Origin of the sequence: Streptomyces sp. NPDC059371, assembly GCF_042751995.1 — a bacterium.
Classification (GTDB): Bacteria; Actinomycetota; Actinomycetes; order Streptomycetales; family Streptomycetaceae; genus Streptomyces.
Genome location: NZ_JBHYXD010000058.1, coordinates 38,280 through 55,567 on the forward strand (window position 1 = coordinate 38,280; position 17,288 = coordinate 55,567).

Sequence of the window (17,288 nt, forward strand, 5' to 3'; positions counted from 1 at the left end):
GCCGTTCGTTCGCGGCCTCAGGCCGATCCTGCCCCCTGGGAGGGGGCGGGGAACGGCAGGACGGCCACTGTTACGTTGTCGTGGCCCCCGCCGTCCAGGGCGTGGCCGACCAGGACCCGGGCGCTGTGCAGCGGCCTCTCGGCGGCGTCGAGGGGAACGGCCTCGGCCATCTCCTCCGCCGTCTCCGCGTAGTTCCACAGTCCGTCGGAGCACACCACGACCACACCGGGCCGGTCCGGCTTGAACGAGACGGTGTGCGGCTCCAGTTCGTAGGCGTCGGCGCCGAGCCAGCCGGTGATCGCGTGGGCGCGCTCGTCGGCGTACGCCTCCGCCTCGTTCATCAGGCCCGCGGCGACCATCTGCGCGGCCCACGAGTCGTCCTCGGTGAGCCGCGCGGGCGTCGAGGAGCGGTCCACGGGAACCCAGTAGACGCGGCTGTCGCCGACCCAGCCGACGATCAGCAGGGAGGGCGTCACGAGGGCGCCGACGATGGTGCAGGCGGGCGCGTTCACGTGCGGCGCGTGCTCGGCCTGCGCGGTGGACGGGCCGGTCAGCGCGTTGACGGCCTCCGAGGCCGCGACGATCGCCTCGTGCATGGCCTGCTGCGGATGTGTGCCCAGCGGGAGAGCCGCGAGGAGCGACTCGTTGGCCGCGTGGGAGGCGGCGAGCGACGCCTCGTCGGGACGGGTCGCGGAGGAGACCCCGTCGCAGACGATCGCCACGACCGCGGGGGAGCCGTCGGGCAGCGCGGTCGAGGAGACCGCGAACGCGTCCTCGTTGCGGTGGTGGCGCAGACCCCGGTCGCTGACCGCGGCGACCGCGCCCAGCTCCTGCTCCATGTGGTCCCGTTCCCGTGGCTGCGCGTGCCCGCAGTTCTCGCAGTAGCCGTCGGTGTCCACCTGGCCCGCACGGCAGGCCACGCACAGCTTGGCGCCCGCGGCGGGAACCGGGAGGTCGCCGGTGCGGGGATCGGCGGGGACCTCCCGGTCCGGGCCGCCGGCCGGAGGGGCGAGCGGGTACTCGTCGGGCTCCGAGGGCCGGTCGAACCGTACGCCCGAGGGCTGCCCGGCGGGCCGCCTGGCGGCGGACGGCCGGACGGCCGCGGGGTCCCCCTCCGGGTGCTCCGGGTGCTCCGGGTGCTCCGGGTGCTCCGGGTGTTCAGCGTGTGCAGGATGGGGCAGTTCGGAACCACCCGAATCGGTGCCCGGGATGTCGGCGGCGCGGTGCACCGGCGCGGGCGTGTCCGTACTGCCGGTCTGCCGCGGCCGTGGCCAGTCCACGGACGGGGCGCCCGGCGGCAGGTCGGGCGACGTGCCGTTCATGGCGATCGTGGGGTGGTCCCGCGGCGGTGCGGCCACCGTCGACAGGTCGTAGCCGCACGCACCGCAGAAGCGGTCGGCCGCGTCCAGCGGCTCCTCGCAACTGGGGCACCGCGAAAGGGCCGTCGGCTGGGGCATCTGGGACATCAATCACACCCACGTCCGGGGGCGGTAACGGTTTGCGCGTTCCACCAGGTCGATCCTCTCCTCGCCGCCCCGCGCGAGCCGGGCCAGCGTCCGGTACGAACGTTCGAGGCCGAAACGGAGGCCACGTTCGTCCAACTCACTGCCGAGCAGCGCGGTTCCGCCTCCGGAAGCCGGAGCGGAACCCTGGCTACCGGAGAGTACCCAGTCCAGCGCGCAGCCGAGGACCTCCGTCGACAACTGCTCGCGGCGCACCGCGTCCAGACCGAATCCGTCGAGCGCCTCCACCTGCCCGGCGGCGGCCGTCAGCTCGTCGAGGAACGGCGCCGCCGTGTCCGTGACCGGCCGCTGCCGCAGCCGCGCCCGCACGGCGGCGACGCGCGCCGCCGTGTAGTGGATCGACGACTCCGGCACGGATTCCAGGGTGCGTACGGCACCACGGCGGTCCCCCGCCGCGAGCTGCACCCTGGCCAGCCCGAACGCCGCGCTCACGTAGCTGGGGTCGGTCGTCCACACCAGCCGGTAGTACTCGGCGGCGTTGTCGAGCTGGCCGAGCACCTCCGCGCACACACCGAGGGCCAGCTTGGGCGCGGGCTCGCCGGGGAAGGCGTCGTAGACCGCGTCGAAGGACAGCGCCGCGATCTCGTTCTCGCCGGTCGCCAGCGCCGTGACACCGCGGTACCAGACCACCCGCCAGTCGTCCGGGTGATCGGCCTCCAGCGCGTCGACGGCCGAGCCGGCGCCGCCGAGTTCACCCATCTCCAGACGGGCCCGCAGTTCCCGCAGCCGCAGCTCCGGCGAAGCGGTGGGCGCGGCCCGCAGCGCGGCGATCAGCTCCGCGGGCGCGGACGCCATGAGCCCCGCGAGGAAACCGGCGTTCGGGTCGCCCGGGTCCACCCGCGGCACCGGCAGGGCGAGCGCGGTGGCCGCGGCCGGGACGGGTCTGACCAGGGCGGCGGAGGCCGGCGGACCGGGCGGCAGCGGCCGGCCCCCGTTCACCGCCGCGGGCGGCCGGGACGCGCCCTTCTTCCCGCGTACGGGGACCATGCGGGCCCCCAGCCGCGAGACGTCCGCGGCGGCCTTCCCGAACAGCTCGGTGTCGGTGACCCTGGTCTCGGGTCCGAACAGCGTCGACAGCGCGGGCCGCGCCCGCCCCGTCTGGAGCGAGACGACCTCGCGCAGCACGCCCGTGAGCTGCTCGGACATCTCCTGCGCCGAGGCGAACCGGCGGGCCGGGTCGGGGTCGGTGGCCCGGACGAGCAGCCGGTAGAACGACTCGTACTGCCGGAAGACCTCGATGTTGTCGGGGTCGGGCAGGGAGTCCACGAAGACGTTCGTGTAGCCCTGGAAGTCGAAGGCGAGGACGGCGAGCGTACGCGCGACGGTGTAGAGGTCGGAGGCGACCGAGGGGCCCACCTCGGCCACCTCGGGGGCCTGGTAGCCCACCGTGCCGTAGATGGCCGACTCGTCGTCGTCCATCCTGCGCACCGCGCCCATGTCGATCAGCTTGAGCTGGTCCTCGGTCTGGATCGCGTTGTCGACCTTGAAGTCGCAGTACAGCAGGTTGCGGCTGTGCAGATGGCCGAGGGCCTCCAGGGCCTCTATGCCGTACGCGCAGGCCTGCTCCACCGGCAGCGGATCGCGCTTGCCGTCCGGGGTGCGGCGCCCGTTGGCGAGCTCCTTCAGCGACTTGCCGCCCACGTACTCCATGACGATGTACCCGTCCAGCGAACCCGTCCGCTGGTCGAGGTGCTCGACGAAGTTGTAGATCCGCACGATGTTGGCGTGCTCGATCTCCGCGAGGAAGCGCCGCTCGGAGATCGCGGCCGCCATCGCGTCCTGGTCGCCCGTGTCGAGCAGACCCTTGAGGACCACCCAGCGGTCGGACACCGCGCGGTCGACGGCGAGATACACCCAGCCGAGCCCGCCGTGCGCCAGACAGCCCATCACCTCGTACTGGCCGTGCACCACGTCACCGGTGCGCAGCTTCGGCACGAAGGAGTACGGGTGGCCGCACTTCGTGCAGAACCCCTCGGTGCGGCCGGGCCGGTCACCGCGCGAACGCCCCACCGGGGCACCGCAGTCGGAGCGCGAACAGAACCGTTTGCGCTCGGGCACCTCCGGGTTCTCCAGCACCATCTCGCGCGGATCGGGCCGCGGGACGCCCGGCACCTCGACGAGCCCGGCGCCGAGCCTGCCCCGCCCGGAGGAGGCCGTGGACGAACCGGAGCTGCGCACCGACACCGACCGGCCCGTCGACCGGCCCGACAACGACCGCGACAGCCGTCCGGAGACCGAGCGCCGCGACTGCGAGGAGCGCGACGTACGCGTACTGGAGCGTGAACCGCCGCGCACACTGCCGCTGTCGGAGCCGCCCGCGCCGCGCGCGGAGGAGCCGGACGACGCCGAACCCGCCACACCTGAACCGGGCTTCGGCACGCTTCCGGGCCGGGTGGACCCCGGTGTCGGTTCGGCGGGGGCGAGGCCGCAGGTGTCGCAGTACAGCTCGCCGCCTCCCATGTCCTCGTACGACCCGTCGCAACCGGGCCGGCCGCACGTTCGCTCACTCACCGGCTGCTCGCTCACACCGCATCCCCTTCAACGCTCACGCGTCGGGCCCCCTCCGGTCCACACGGTCATGAGGACCGCCCTGCTCCGGCACCTGCGGGCTCAGCACCTCGGCCGCCGCCCGCTGATAGCGCAGGACCGCCTCCCCCGCCACCCGCAGATCACAGGGAGCGCTCCACAGCATGCGCCGGGCCGCGTCGTAGCGCTCCACGAGGAACGGGTCCTCGGCGAAGCCGAGCCGGGCGACCTTCGCCTTGTACGCGTCGAGGCGGCCGCGCAGCTCGGCGCGGACCGCCAGCGGCTGGGTGACCGCCGTCAACGACTCGCGGGCGCGCAGCAGTTCGTCCTCGGCCTTCTCCTCCAGCGCCTCCAGCAGCGGCGAGAGGCGGTGCCACTGCGCGTGCCTGCGGTACTCCGCGGCCGTCGCGAGCTGCTCATGGAGCGCCGTCGGCGGACCGCTGACGGCCGGCACCTCGGACGCGGCGATCTTCGCGAGGACCTCGCCGCGGGCACTGCGCGCCTCGGCGAGCGTGCGGTCCGCGCGGCTGAGCACGTCCCGCAGCTTCACCAGCCGCGCCTCGGCGTCCTGGCGCACCGTCAGGACCGCGTCGATCTCCCGGCGCACCTCCTCCAGGGCACGTGCCTCGCGGTCGTACGCCGTCGTGTCCGGACGGCCGCCGCCCGGCGCCGAACTCCCCTGGGCGGGAACCCAGAAGTCGAGCGGGTCGGAGACCACACGCTCGCGCAGGGCGGTCAGGGTCCGGGTGATGCGCTCCAGATCGTCGCCCGAGGGGTGCTCGCCGGGGCGCACGCCCACGGAGTGCGCGAGCGCCCGGGTGCGCTGGAGCTCCGCGGCCAGTAAATCTATGCGGGCGGGCAGCGCGGACCACACGGCGTCCGCGGTCACGACCATGTCGAGCGAGGCCGCGTACAGCTCGTTCATCCGGTCCACCAGGCCCGCCAGCGAGAACCGCTCGCTGAGCTTGCCGGTGCCGGCCAGGGTCGGCGCGTTCGCGGTGGCCGTGGTGGAACCGGCGACCGTGATGCCCGAACCGCGCAGCAGCTCGGTCAGCTCGACCAGGTCCTCACGGCTGGACCAGCGCCTGCGGGAGCGGATCTCGCGAGCGGAGCGCAGGGCGTCCGCGTACGCGTCGAAGTACGCCCACAGCAAGGTGATCGACGCATCCGCGGATGCCCAGCGCTCCTTGGTCGTGCCGGTGAGTTCGGCGCCTTCCAGGAGTCTGCGGCCCGCGTGGTCCTGCAGGGCCAGGAGCGAGGTCTCGATGGCCTCGTGCTCCGCGCCCAGGCGCGCCAGCGCACGGTCCGCCTCGTCCCGGTCCATCACCGGCCCGGGGGGTCCCGTGACGCCCATCGATCACCTCTCGTTCTCGTGCGTTCCCGGCGGCTCGGTGTGCGCCGCCGGGCAACTCTCCAGTCGTATCAGGTCGTTTGCTTGTACCGGGCGACCGGCGGGTCCTCCGAGGGGGAGTCGGGCCCGAGGGTCGGAGCGAGCCACTTGTCGTACGACTGCCGCCAGCCGCCCTTGACGTAGTCGGCGAGGATCCGGTTGACCCGGCGTACCAGGTCGTCGTCCGAACCCTTCTTCATCGCCACGCCGTAGAACTCGGTGGTGAAGGTGCCGCCCTTGAGCGCGACCGTGGGGTCCTGGGCGGCCTGGCTCGCGGCGAGCGCCCCGTCGGTCACCACCGCGTCGGCCTCACCGAGCTGGAGCCGCACCAGGCAGTCGAGCTGGTTGGGCACGGGAGGGGAGACCTTGGCACCGGAGGCGAGCCGGCCCGCCTTCCGGTCGGCCGTCAGTCGTTCGTAGGCGGTGGAGCTTGACGCCGAGCAGATCCTCTTGCCGGCCAGGCTCTTGTCGTACCCCGTGACGGAGGACTGTGCCGGGGCCAGCACCTGCTGGCCGGTCTTGAAGTAGGGCGCGGAGAACGCGACATGCCGGAGGCGGTCGCAGTTGATCGTCATGGTGCGGACGACCATGTCGACCTTGCCCTGCTGGATCGCGGGGATGCGCTGGCTGGTCGGAATCGCCCGGAACTGGACGGCGTCCGGGTCGCCCAGGATGTCCTTGGCGATCGCGTGGACCAGGTCGATGTCGAAGCCCTCCAGGTTGCTGCCGGCCTCCGGGTTGTTCGGGTCGCGGTAGCCCCAGTGGTAGCTGTTCTGGTCGACGCCGACGATCAGCCGCCGGTCCGTGCGGTTCTTGATGGCCTCGATCGTCGGCCCGTCCGCGCCCGAGGGGGCGGGACTCCGGTTCTGCGGATCGGTGCACTGCGTGGCCCTGGCCTGGGCACCCCGGGCCACGCCCTGTCCTCCGGCACCCGTGACGCCGTCCCCGCGCGCGGAGTTCGGCAGCAGCAGCGCGAGGACCAGAGCCGTCGCACAGGCGAGCGCCATCGCGCCCACGCCGCCCCAGCCCTTCAGGCTCGCCCTCAGACGTCGTGCGTTCATCGCCGCTCCCCCTCTCACCGGTACTCCGAAAGCCTGCGGCCGATCCCGAGCACCGCGCCCGCGGCGGCCAGCACGGCGAGGACCGCGGCGCCGAGCGGGAGGCCGGTCATGGCGTCCAGGCCGCCGCCCGCGGCCCGCTGGAACTCGTCCTGCTCGTGCGTGAGCGCGATCCCCAGGTTCTTGTCGACGCCGTCGAAGCACTCACCCGTGGGCTTCTTGTCGGGGGAGCCGATGACCCGGTCCAGCGCGAGCTGGTACTCGCCGTCGTTGTCGGCCCTGCGGGCCTCCGCGTGACGCTGCTTCCAGACCTTCATGTTGGCGGTCGCGGCCTCGACGGGCTGCTCGCCCGAGCGGTCGTTCGCGAGGTCCGCCGCCACGGCGAGGCCCTTGGTGAGCGTCTTCATGTCCTGGTCGAAGCCGTAGTCGTACAGGTCGACCGTCGTCTTGTCGGCCAGGGTTTTGGTCTCGGCGCCCCGGCTGACCAGGGTGAGGTTCTCGTTGCCCCGCGCCTTCAGGGACGCGATCTGCGCGTCGTGCAGCACGTTCAGGGAGCGGACCCCGTGGTCGTACGACTCGTTCAGTCCGGACCGGGCGACCGTGTGGCCGACGGTGAGCCACAGCAGCACGACCAGCGACGCCGCGGTGGCGGCGGCCATGCCCTGGTTCAGCACCCGGTTCGTACGGTGGTAGTTGCGCCGCTGGGCCCAGGCGAGGGCGCCGAGCGCGACGGCTCCGAGCGCGATCGCGGCCCACGGGTAGGGCTTCGCGTCGGCGTAGTCGGCGTTCAGCCGCCGGTTCTCACTCTTGTAGAGCTGCTCGGCCTTCGGGAGCATCTCGTGCTGCATCGTGTCGTTCGCGTACCGCAGATACGCGCCGCCCAGCGGGTAGCCCTGCCGGTTGTTGGCGCGGGCCCGCTCGATCAGGCCCTTGTACTCGGGCAGCAGCTCGTTGAGCCGGGAGATCGTCCTGGCCGCGGGGGAGCCGGGCTCGGAGCTGTTGGCCGCGGTGATCAGCTTCGCGGCCGCCGTCCTGATGTCCTCCTCGTAGCGGTCGCGGGTCGCCTTCGACTCCTGGCCACCCGCCAGGAAGCCGCTGGAGGCGGCGGTGTTGGCGTCGGCGAGCGAGCGGTAGATGTCCGCGGCGCTCGCGCTCAGCGGCTGGCTGCTGTGCAGCACGTTGTCCGCGGCGGCCGAACGCTCCGTCATCTGCCAGGCGGTGACCGAGCCGAACGCGACGACCAGCAGGGCGAGGAGGGCGCCGATGATCCGCAGCCGCCCCGGCTCCGTCGTCGCCGCGGCGCGCAGCCGGTCCACACCCTCCGCCCACGCGGTGCGCCGCGGTGCCGCGCCGGGAGCCGGGGGAGAGACCGGCGGGGTGCCGAACCCGCCCTGGGCCAGGGGAGATCCGCCCGGCGGCCGGGGAGGCCCGGACTGGGCCGGCACGGCCGGCATCGTGGGCGCGCCCTGCCCCGGTGGCGCCGCGCTGCCCTTCGGCGGGTGTGTCACTGTCGACCTCCCCCATGGTCATCCGCTCGGGCACGCTCACCGCGGACGCGGTGGGCGCGGCCGGCCGGTGTACGTGCACGGCGGCAAGTATCGCCGCCCTTACCGGCATCCGCACAGGCCTTGCCTGGATCTTGTTCGGATCACGGCGCAGCACGATTTCCCCGCGCCACCCCCCTTCTCATGAACACGTGTTCCGGATCGGTTTGGTTCCCGCCCCTCCGCGCCAGGTCATGGCGGTCCCGGAGCCCCGGGCGCCGCCCCCGGCGCCCGGGCCCCGCGGGCCTCCTCAGTCCCGTTCGTAGAACGCCCGCACGCGCGCGTGGATCTCGCCCGCGGCCCGGACGTGGTCCAGGCCCAGGAGCGCGGCGCCCAGGACCGGCGGGGCGGTGACGACGCGGGGGACCGCCTTGGGCGCGCGGACGGCCAGGAGTTCGCGGATCCGGTCGTCGAGCCGGGGATGCCGGGCGGCGAGGATGCTGCCGCCGAGGAGGACCGGGGTCTCCTCGGCGAGCAGACCGAGGCGGTCCAGGGCCACCGTCGCCATCGCGACCACCTCGTCCGCGAGACGGTCGACGAGCGCGCGGGCCACCGGGTCGCCGTCCGCCGCCGTGGCGAACAGGACCGGGGTCAGCTCGTGGCGCCGCGCGTTCGGGATGTGCTCCAGGTGCAGTGCCTCGATGAGCGTGTACATGGAGTCCAGGCCGAAGTGCGCGGGCAGGGTGCGGGCCAGCGCGGTCTCCCCGCCCCGGCCGTCCTCGGCCCGTGCCGCGTGCCACAGGGCCTCCTCCGCCAGACCCCAGCCGCCGCCCCAGTCGCCGGAGATGCGGCCGATGGCGGGGAAACGGGCGGTGCGGCCGTCGGGCCGCATGCCGACACAGTTGATGCCGGCCCCGCAGACCACGGCGACACCGCGCGGCTCGGCGATCCCGGCCCGCAGGATCGCGAAGGTGTCGTTGCGCACCTCCACCCCCGCGCCCCACGCGCGCGCGTGCAGCGCGGCGGCCAACTGCTTCTCCTCCACCGGCAGATCGGCGTTGGCGAGACAGGCGGAGACATGGGCCACCGAGGTGACGCCCGCCTCGTCGAAGGCCCGTCGCACGGCGTCGGCGACGGCGTCCACCGCCGTCTCGACGCCGACGGCGGGGGGCCGGAACCCGCCCCCGCGCGCGGTGCCCGCCACCGTGCCGTCCGCGGCCACCACGGCGACGTCGGTCTTGCTGTTCCCCGCGTCGATGGCCAGCACGAGACCCGCGGGACCGGACCCGGCGGCCGTCCCGGCACCGGTTTCGGTTGACGTCATGCCCACGCGAGGTGCTCCCGGTTGTGCGCGATCAACTGGTCGGTCAGGGTGTCGGCCAGGGCGTACTGGCCGACCAGGGGGTGGGCGAGCAGCGCCCGGAAGACCCGGTCGCGCCCGCCGCGCAGGGCGGCGTCGAGGGCGAGATCCTCGTACGCGGTCACGTTCGCCATGAGTCCCGCGTAGAGCGGGTCGACGGCCGGCACCGGCAGCGGGGCGGTCCCCTTGGCGCCGACCGCGGCCTGCACCTCGATCACGGCGTCGTCCGGCAGGAACGGCAGGGTTCCCCGGTTGTACGTGTTCACCACCTGGTAGGGGCTGCCGCCCCCGCCGAGCAGCGCGGCGGCGAGGTCGACGGCCGCCTCCGAGTAGTACGCGCCGCCCCGTTTCGCCAGCAGCTCCGGCTTCTCGTCGAGCGCCGGGTCGCCGTACATGGTCAGGAGCTGCTGCTCCATCTCCGCCACCTCGGCGGCGCGGGAGGGCTTGGTGCGCAGTTCCCGGACGACCTCGTCGTGCGCGTAGAAGTAGCGCAGGTAGTACGAGGGGACCACGCCCAGTCGTTCGACCAGGGAGAGGGGCAGACGCAGGTCCGCGGCGACGGAGTCGCCGTGCTCGGCGAGCAGCCGGGGCAGGACGTCCTCGCCCGCGGGGCCGCCCAGGCGCACACCGGTCTCCCAGGTGAGGTGGTTGAGGCCCACATGGTCGAGATGCACATCGGTGGGGGAGACCCCGAGCAGCGCGGCGAACTTCCGCTGGAAGCCGATCGCCACGTTGCACAGGCCGACGGCCTTGTGGCCGGCCTGGAGCAGGGCGCGCGTCACGATGCCGACCGGGTTGGTGAAGTCGATGATCCACGCGTCCGGGTTGGTGCGGCGGACCCGCTCGGCGATGTCCAGGACCACCGGAACCGTGCGCAGCGCCTTGGCCAGGCCGCCCGCGCCGGTCGTCTCCTGCCCGACACAGCCGCACTCCAGCGGCCAGGTCTCGTCCTGCTCGCGGGCCGCCTGGCCGCCGACGCGCAGCTGGAGGAGCACGGCGTCGGCGCCCTCGACCCCCGCGTCCAGGTCGGAGGTGGTGACGATCCGGCCGGGATGGCCCTGCCGGGCGAAGATCCGGCGGGCCAGTCCGCCGACGAGCTCCAGGCGCTCGGCGGCCGGGTCGACGAGGACGAGTTCCTCGACGGGGAGGGTGTCCCTGAGCCGGGCGAAGCCGTCGATGAGTTCGGGGGTGTAGGTCGACCCTCCGCCGACCACGGTGAGTTTCATGGTTAACCCTTCACTCCGGTGAGCGTGACGCCTTCGACGAACGCCTTCTGCGCGAAGAAGAACACGAGGATCACGGGGGCCATGACCAGGACGGTCGCGGCCATGGTGAGATTCCAGTCGGTGTGGTGCGCGCCCTTGAACGACTCCAGGCCGTAGCTGAGCGTCCAGGCGCCCGGGTTCTCGGACGCGTAGATCTGGGGGCCGAAGTAGTCGTTCCAGGCGTAGAAGAACTGGAAGAGCGCGACGGCCGCGATGCCGGGCTTCGCCATCGGCAGGACGATCTTCAGCAGCGTCCGCAGGTCCCCGCAGCCGTCGACCTTGGCGGCGTCCAGGTACTCGTTCGGGATGGTCATCAGGAACTGGCGCAGCAGGAAGATGGAGAACGCGTCCCCGAACGCCATCGGAATGATCAGCGGCCACAGGGTGCCGGACAGGTCGAGCTGCTTGGCCCAGAACAGGTACATGGGGATGATCACGACCTGCGGCGGCAGCATCATCATCGATATGACCAGCATCAGCGACAGATTCCGGCCGCGGAAGCGGAACTTGGCTAGGGCGTAGGCGACGGGGATCGACGAGACGACCGTCAGGACCGTGCCGAAGCCGGCGTACAGCAGCGTGTTCTTCCACCACGTGAGGAAGCCCGGGGTGTCGAGGACCTTCCGGTAGTTGCCCCACTCCCAGGTGTGCGGGATCAGGTCGCGGCTGAGTGCCTGGGTGTCGCTCATGAGCGAGGTCAGGAACACGAACACGAAGGGCAGTACGAAGAAGAGCGCGGCCGCGACACCGAGGGAGTGGACCGCGACCCATTCCAGGAGGGCCCTGCGGCGGGCGGTGCGTTCGGCGGGGGATACCTGCGCGGTCGACTTCACCGGTTTGTCGAGTACTTGGGTCATCGGTCAGTCACCTGCCTGGATGAGACCGCCCCGGCGCCGCATCAGGAACGCGGTGAACACCATGGACAGGGCGAAGAGCACGAGCGCGACCACACAGGCGGAGCCGTAGTCGAAGCGCTGGAAGCCGAGGTTGTACACGAGCTGAGGCAGGGTGAGCGTCGACTTGTCGGGATAGCCGGGCTCGAACTGCGTGCCGGCGCCCTGGATGACGCCCGAGGCGACCTTTCCGGCGATCAGCGGCTGTGTGTAGTACTGCATGGTCTGGATGACCCCGGTGACCACGGCGAACATCACGATGGGCGAGATGTTCGGCAGCGTGACGTACCGGAAGCGCTGCCAGGCCGAGGCGCCGTCCAGTTCGGCGGCCTCGTACTGCTCGGTGGGTACGTCCAGCAGCGCGGCCATGAAGATGACCATCAGGTCGCCGATGCCCCACAGGGCCAGCAGGGTTAGGGCGGGCTTGGACCAGGAGGGGTCGTTGAACCAGCCGGGGGCCGTGATGCCCGCCTTCTCCAGGATCGAGTTGACGGGTCCCGTACCGGGGTTGAGGAGGAAGGCGAAGGCCATGGTGGCGGCCACCGGCGGGGCGAGGTAGGGCAGATAGAAGAGGGTGCGGAAGACACCCGTGCCCGTCCTGATCTTCGTGATCAGCAGTCCGACGCCGAGCCCGAACAGCACCCGCAGGGTCACCATGACGAGGACCAGCCACAGCGTGTTGCGCAACGCGGGCCAGAACAACGGGTAGTTCTCGAAGACGTAGCGCCAGTTCTGCGTCCCGCTCCACGTCGGCGCCCTGAAGCCGTCGTAGTGCATGAAGGAGAAGTAGAAGGTCGAGATCAGCGGGTAGGCGAAGAAGACCGCGAAGCCGATCAGCCAGGGCGACATGAAGGCGAGGGTCCGCAGCGCCGACCTGCGGCGCTTCGAGGCGAGCGTGACAGTACTCATGTCCGTGCGGCTACTTCGCCTGCGCGATGTCCGTGTCGATCTGCTTGGCCGTGGCCGCGAGGCCCGCCTTCAGATCCTTGGCCCTGCCGCTCTCGTAGTCGTATCCGAACTGCTGGATCGTCACGAGGTAGGTGCCGCCGTTGATGGACGCCGGTGTCGTCGTCGAGTTCGGGTTCGAGGCGATGTCCAGGAACGTCTTGAAGCGCGGGTCGTACTTCAGCTTCGGCGACTTGAGGGCGGCGAGCGTCGAGGGCACGTTGTGGATGTCGTTGGCGAAGCCGACCACCGCGTCCGTGTTCGTGGTCATGTACTTGACCAGTTCCCAGGCCGCGTTCTGCTTCTTGCTCGTGGACGGGATGCCCGCGATCGTGCCGGTGATGTACCCCTTGCCGTACTGGTCCGCCTGGTCGTCCGGGACGGGCAGCGGGGCGACGCCGATCTCGAAGTCCGGCTTGGCCTCCTCGGCCATGCCGAGCCGCCACTCGCCGTCGAGCTGCATGGCCACCTGGCCGGTGTGGAAGGGGTGCTTGGGCCCCCACTCGTCACCGAGCTTGGAACGGAAGGTCTCCAGCTTCTTGAAACCGCCGAGTTCGTCGACGAGCTTCTTCTGGAGGGTGAACCCGGCCGCGAAGGCGGGGTCCTTGGCGATGTTCGACTTGCCGTCGCCGTCGAAGTACGTCGGCGAGAACTGCCCGAAGTAGTGCTCGGTGGTGGACTCCCAGCCGTGGTAGTTCGGCATGAAGCCGAGCTGGGAGTACGTGTCGCCCTGGGCGATCGTGAGCTTCTTGGCGTCCTTCGCGAACTCGGACCAGGTCTTCGGCGGGGAGGCGATCCCGGCCTTCTCGAACGCGTCCTTGTTGTAGTAGAGCCCGTACGCGTCACCGAGGAGGGGCACCGTGCAGCGGTTGCCGTCGAACTGGGTGTACTCGTTCATCGCCTTCGGGAAGGCCGTCTCGGGATCGATGTCCGCCTTCTTGAAGAAGGGGTTCAGATCGACGAAGGCGCCGGACGAGCAGAACTTGCCCACGTTGTTGGTGGTGAAGGACGAGACCACGTCCGGGGCCTTCTCGCCGCCCGCCCGCAGGGCCTGGTTGATCTTGTCGTCGGTCATGTTGCCGACGATGTTCACGTGGATGTTGGGGTGCGCCTTCTCGAAGCCGGCGACCAGCGACTTCACGGCCTCGACCTCGTTCGGCGCGCTCCAGCCGTGCCAGAAGTTGATCGTCTGTTCCTTGGAGGCGTCGTCGCCCCCGCCGCTGTCGGACTGGCCGGTACAGGCGGTGGCGAGGAGGGCTATCGAGGCGGAGGCGGCGAGTGCGACGGCCGCCTTTCGTGACATTCCAGGCATGGCGGGATCTCCCTGCGAAGGACGGGGCGGTGACATGACGGGGTGTGGGCTCGGGAAGGGGGAGCGGCGGGGTGGGGCGGACTCAGCGGGAGGTGTCGAAGACCTCGTCGCGGGTGGCCGCCAGGGCGCTCTCCAGCGCCCCGCGCAGCACGGGGTGTTCGTGGACGTCGCCGACGACGAGGCGCGGCCGGGACGCGGCCAGCTCCTCCAGTTCGGCCTGGACCAGGGCGCGCAGCGGTTCGCCGCCCGCGGTGAGCGAGGCTCCGCTGAGGACGACCAGTTCGGGGTCGAGCACGGAGACGAGGGAGGCCAGACCCGTGGCGAGTCCGGTCGCGTACCGCTCCAGGAGTTGCCGGTAGGGGCCCGTGTCGACGGCGGCGGCCCGTTCGACGAGGGTCGCCGCGACCTCGGTGTACGGGCCGGTGGGCAGATCCTGGATGCCGAGTTCGCGGGCCAGCGCGGGGATGGCCTGGGAGCCGGCGAGTTCCTGGTAGCCACCGCTGTTGGCCCGGGTCACCTGGCGCACCAGGGGCGCGCCGGGCACCGGCAGGAAGCCGACCTCGCCCGCGCCGCCGGTCCAGCCGCGGTGCAGCCGGCCGCCGAGGACGAGGGCGGCGCCGAGACCGCCCTCGTTCCACAGCAGGACGAAGTCCTCGTGTCCCCGGGCGGCGCCGAGCCGCTGTTCGGCGATGGCCACGAGGTTGACGTCGTTCTCGTACTCGACGGGCATCGGCAGTGCCGCGGCCAGTTCGTCGAGGAGGGCGGGGGAGTGCCAGCCGGGCAGGTGGGAGGCGTAGCGCAGCCGGCCGGTGTTGGGGTCGAAGGCGCCGGGGGTCGCGATGACCAGGCGGCGGACGTCGTCGCGGGCGAGCCCGGCGGCCTTCACCGCGCCGTCGAGGGCGTCGGTGACCTGGCGCACGACGGGCTGGGACGGGCGGCGCCCGGGGGTGGGCAGTTCGTACGTGCCGATCGTGCGGCCGGTGATGTCGGCGACGGCGGCGAGGACGCGCTCGGGGGTGACGTCGAGGCCCGCGGCGTGGGCGGCGCCCGGATTGACCGCGTAGAGCTGGGCGCTGGGGCCCGGCCGGCCCTCGCTGGTGCCGGTGGCCAGGACGAGTCCGGCGGACTCCAGGCGGGCGAGGAGCTGGGAGGCGGTGGGCTTGGACAGCCCGGTGAGCTTCCCGATCCGGGTCCGCGAGAGCGGCCCGTGCGCGAGCAGCAGATCGAGGGCGGCGCGGTCGTTCATCGCGCGCAGGACGCGCGGGGTGCCCGGCGTGCCGGCGGATCCTGCCATGTCTGTCGCCACCTGCCCTTCCTCGACCGACCAGCTTCCCAGGGGTGCCTTCGGGAAGTCCACCCAAGATCATTGTTAGGAAAGTTTCCTATTGCCGGTGCGAGGAAAGTAGGCCGGAGGTGGTGCGGGCGTCAAGAGCAACCGCCGTCCGGTTCGCGCAGTCGTCGCCGGAACGCGCGAAGCCGCCCCCGCGGCGGACGGGTTCGTCTGCTGCGGGGGCGGCTCGGGTGGTGCGGGGGAGGCCCTGGCCTCGGCTACTTCACGTCGACGTAGTCGCCGGTGGCCGTGGCGGTGCCCGTGGTGGACGTGCCCGCGAACGAGTAGCGGTACGAGCCGTCGGCGGAGGCCTTGACCGTGGTGCTCAGGGCGCCCGCGGTGCCGGAGGTCACCGTCTTGACGGTCTTGTAGGCGGTGGCGCCCTTGGCCTTGAACTGGAGGGCGGCCGACCGGCCCTTGTAGCCGGTGTACTCGCCGGACGCCCAGTCGGCGTGGGTCAGCGTGCCCTTGACGGTGAGCGTGGCGCCCTTCTTCACCGGCTCGGGAGTGGCGTTGACGGTGAGCTTCGCGGCGCGCTTGATCTGCGCGGAGCCGGGAACCCCCCACATGTCGTAGCCGAACTGCATGCTGATGTGGTTGTCGGAGTCGTCGTTGTCCGAGGTGTTGCTGCTGTAGAAGCCGGCCACCTTCCAGGTGCTGGCGTCCGCCGCCTCGTAGAGGTAGTCCCCGGGCTCGATGTAGATGGACTCGGTGCAGGACTGCGTGACCGTCGTGGCGGTCGTGGCCGTCGTGGTGCAGGTCGGGGCGTCGTCCGGCCCCAGTTCGTTCTCCTGTCGCGAGAGCGACGCCCCGCGGTACAGGAGGATGCCCGCGACGCTCTTCATGTCGTCGATGACGAGGTCGGCCGGGCGCACGAAGGTGTACGTGACCGGGACCTTCACCGTGGTGGTGGTGCCGACGACGATCGGCTTGCCCTTGTTCACCACCACGTTGGAGAAGGAGAGGTCCGGCGTGGCGGCCGACGCGGACGGCACGGCCAGGGCGGACAGGGCCAGGGCGCCGGACACGGCGGCACCTATGGCGTACTTGTGCATGGTTCCCCACATTCGAAGCGGGCCCCCGGGCGTTGAGCTCCAGAACAAGGGCCCGCTGTCGCTGCGACAGTAGACGGTTGGACGAGGTGGCCGGAATGCGGGGGCCTTGTGAAGACGATCAGTCGCACACCGGTGTGTGCGGTAAAGGGCCGTGGGTAGGAATTGCGTGTCGGTGCGTCAGCAGCGTGATCGCCCAGGCTCATTACGGCTTCGTCACGATCGGCCGGCTGCGGACGGGGTGGGGTGCGGGACTTTGTGCCGATGCGCACCTGTCGGGGAGGGGGACTTCGCCATGCTGGTGACGGTTGCGGGGACCCTTCCCCCGCCTTCCCCACAGGAATCCGTTCCTATGATCCGCCGCATGAGGCTGAACCGTTCGGCGCGGGGTGTGCCGGCCTGGCCGGGGGGCCGCTCGTGAAACTGCTGATGGCGTGCTGGCGCGCGGCCGGGGCCAGGTGCGTGCCGGGGGCGTTCATCCTGATGGCCATGGACTTCGTGGACGACGGTTTGACGTGGCACTCGGTGGGCGGCGCGCTGGTCCTCAAGCCTCTGCTCTGGGCGGTCATGGCGCTCGGCTGGGCGGCCGTCGGGGTGCGGTCGCTGCGGCGGCGGGCCGGTACGGCCGGAATCGCCCTCTCCGTCGCGGTGCTGGACGACCGGCAGAAGCACGTGCTGCGTCCGGTGCGGAGCTCGCACGGGTGGCAGGAGCGGGTCCGCGAGGAACTGCTGGCCTCGGAGCGCTCGTTCCTCGTCGCCGAGAAGGGTCGCGAGGAGGTCCACTTCCGGTGGCGTCTCGGGCGGAAGGACCGGTCGGTCTGGGGATCGATGACTTTTGACGAGCCCTCGGGAGACGTCGTCCTCGACGTCCGGGACAGCGAGGAGTTCCCGGGGGTGGCCGCCCTGGGCAAGGGGTCGGCGTTCACCGCCGTGTGCCAGATAGCCGGGGCGACCGGGCTGGAGGCGGCACCGCTCGTGGAGGAACACCCGAGGGGCGCGAGCGGCGGACCGGCCGACCCGCGCTGACGGCGAAGTAGCGGCTGACGGCGAAGTAGCGGTTGACGACGAAGTAGCGGTTGACGACGAAGTGGCGGTTGACGACGAAGGGGCGGCGCCCCGCGGTTACGGTAGCCCCCCCCGCGCCGGCACG

13 protein-coding genes are annotated in these 17,288 nt (G+C 71.7%); 1 reads left to right on the forward strand and 12 read right to left on the reverse strand.

From position 1 onward, the window contains the following. Window positions 1-17: 17 nt before the first annotated feature. The 12 genes from ACFXGX_RS27600 to ACFXGX_RS27655 form a co-directional block, all read right to left on the reverse strand. Window positions 18-1,469, reverse strand: coding sequence for a protein phosphatase 2C domain-containing protein (locus tag ACFXGX_RS27600; protein ID WP_384796012.1), 1,452 nt, complete (start codon window positions 1,467-1,469; stop codon window positions 18-20). Next, the gene (locus ACFXGX_RS27605; protein WP_384796038.1) at window positions 1,470-3,983 is read right to left on the reverse strand and encodes a tetratricopeptide repeat protein; all 2,514 of its coding nucleotides are present in this window, start codon (window positions 3,981-3,983) and stop codon (window positions 1,470-1,472) included. An 85-nt stretch (window positions 3,984-4,068) separates the two neighbouring features. Next, entirely contained in the window at window positions 4,069-5,403 is a 1,335-nt protein-coding gene (locus ACFXGX_RS27610; protein WP_384796014.1) for a hypothetical protein, read from the reverse strand. Window positions 5,404-5,471: 68 nt separating this feature from the next. Continuing rightward, a complete protein-coding gene (locus ACFXGX_RS27615) occupies window positions 5,472-6,500 on the reverse strand; it encodes a glutamate ABC transporter substrate-binding protein (protein WP_384796016.1) in 1,029 nt (342 codons plus the stop codon). Window positions 6,501-6,514: 14 nt separating this feature from the next. After that, the gene (locus ACFXGX_RS27620; RefSeq protein WP_384796018.1) at window positions 6,515-8,005 is read right to left on the reverse strand and encodes a hypothetical protein; all 1,491 of its coding nucleotides are present in this window, start codon (window positions 8,003-8,005) and stop codon (window positions 6,515-6,517) included. A gap of 286 nt (window positions 8,006-8,291) precedes the next feature. Beyond that, a complete protein-coding gene (locus tag ACFXGX_RS27625; protein WP_384796020.1) occupies window positions 8,292-9,305 on the reverse strand; it encodes an N-acetylglucosamine kinase in 1,014 nt (337 codons plus the stop codon). Next, entirely contained in the window at window positions 9,302-10,567 is a 1,266-nt protein-coding gene (locus ACFXGX_RS27630; RefSeq protein ID WP_384796022.1) for a 6-phospho-beta-glucosidase, read from the reverse strand. The genes ACFXGX_RS27625 and ACFXGX_RS27630 overlap by 4 nt, the downstream gene beginning before the upstream one ends. A 2-nt stretch (window positions 10,568-10,569) precedes the next feature. Then, window positions 10,570-11,463 (reverse strand): carbohydrate ABC transporter permease, encoded by an 894-nt coding sequence (locus ACFXGX_RS27635; protein ID WP_384796024.1) that lies wholly within the window; start codon window positions 11,461-11,463, stop codon window positions 10,570-10,572. A 3-nt stretch (window positions 11,464-11,466) separates the two neighbouring features. Further along, entirely contained in the window at window positions 11,467-12,408 is a 942-nt protein-coding gene (locus ACFXGX_RS27640) for a carbohydrate ABC transporter permease (protein ID WP_384796026.1), read from the reverse strand. Between the two features lie 10 nt (window positions 12,409-12,418). After that, entirely contained in the window at window positions 12,419-13,756 is a 1,338-nt protein-coding gene (locus ACFXGX_RS27645) for an ABC transporter substrate-binding protein (protein ID WP_384796028.1), read from the reverse strand. An 82-nt stretch (window positions 13,757-13,838) separates the two neighbouring features. Continuing rightward, complete coding sequence (locus tag ACFXGX_RS27650; protein WP_384796030.1) at window positions 13,839-15,050, reverse strand: ROK family protein; 1,212 nt, start codon at window positions 15,048-15,050, stop codon at window positions 13,839-13,841. A gap of 254 nt (window positions 15,051-15,304) precedes the next feature. After that, window positions 15,305-16,141 carry a hypothetical protein gene (locus tag ACFXGX_RS27655; RefSeq protein ID WP_384796031.1) on the reverse strand — a complete coding sequence of 279 codons (837 nt, stop codon included), beginning with the start codon at window positions 16,139-16,141 and terminating at the stop codon, window positions 15,305-15,307. Window positions 16,142-16,555: 414 nt separating this feature from the next. Here ACFXGX_RS27655 and ACFXGX_RS27660 point away from each other — a divergent pair, with 414 nt between their 5' ends. Then, a complete protein-coding gene (locus ACFXGX_RS27660; RefSeq protein ID WP_384796033.1) occupies window positions 16,556-17,164 on the forward strand; it encodes a hypothetical protein in 609 nt (202 codons plus the stop codon). Window positions 17,165-17,288: the final 124 nt, after the last annotated feature.

What these genes read in the sequence shown, in the direction of transcription:
- ACFXGX_RS27625 (WP_384796020.1), bottom strand. Translation starts at nt 9,305, where the DNA reads ATGACGTCAACCGAAACCGGTGCCGGGACGGCCGCCGGGTCCGGTCCC.
- ACFXGX_RS27635 (WP_384796024.1), bottom strand. Translation starts at nt 11,463, where the DNA reads ATGACCCAAGTACTCGACAAACCGGTGAAGTCGACCGCGCAGGTATCC.
- ACFXGX_RS27630 (WP_384796022.1), bottom strand. Translation starts at nt 10,567, where the DNA reads ATGAAACTCACCGTGGTCGGCGGAGGGTCGACCTACACCCCCGAACTC.
- ACFXGX_RS27605 (WP_384796038.1), bottom strand. Translation starts at nt 3,983, where the DNA reads ATGGGAGGCGGCGAGCTGTACTGCGACACCTGCGGCCTCGCCCCCGCC.
- ACFXGX_RS27610 (WP_384796014.1), bottom strand. Translation starts at nt 5,403, where the DNA reads ATGGGCGTCACGGGACCCCCCGGGCCGGTGATGGACCGGGACGAGGCG.
- ACFXGX_RS27650 (WP_384796030.1), bottom strand. Translation starts at nt 15,050, where the DNA reads ATGGCAGGATCCGCCGGCACGCCGGGCACCCCGCGCGTCCTGCGCGCG.
- ACFXGX_RS27615 (WP_384796016.1), bottom strand. Translation starts at nt 6,500, where the DNA reads ATGAACGCACGACGTCTGAGGGCGAGCCTGAAGGGCTGGGGCGGCGTG.
- ACFXGX_RS27640 (WP_384796026.1), bottom strand. Translation starts at nt 12,408, where the DNA reads ATGAGTACTGTCACGCTCGCCTCGAAGCGCCGCAGGTCGGCGCTGCGG.
- ACFXGX_RS27655 (WP_384796031.1), bottom strand. Translation starts at nt 16,141, where the DNA reads ATGCACAAGTACGCCATAGGTGCCGCCGTGTCCGGCGCCCTGGCCCTG.
- ACFXGX_RS27645 (WP_384796028.1), bottom strand. Translation starts at nt 13,756, where the DNA reads ATGCCTGGAATGTCACGAAAGGCGGCCGTCGCACTCGCCGCCTCCGCC.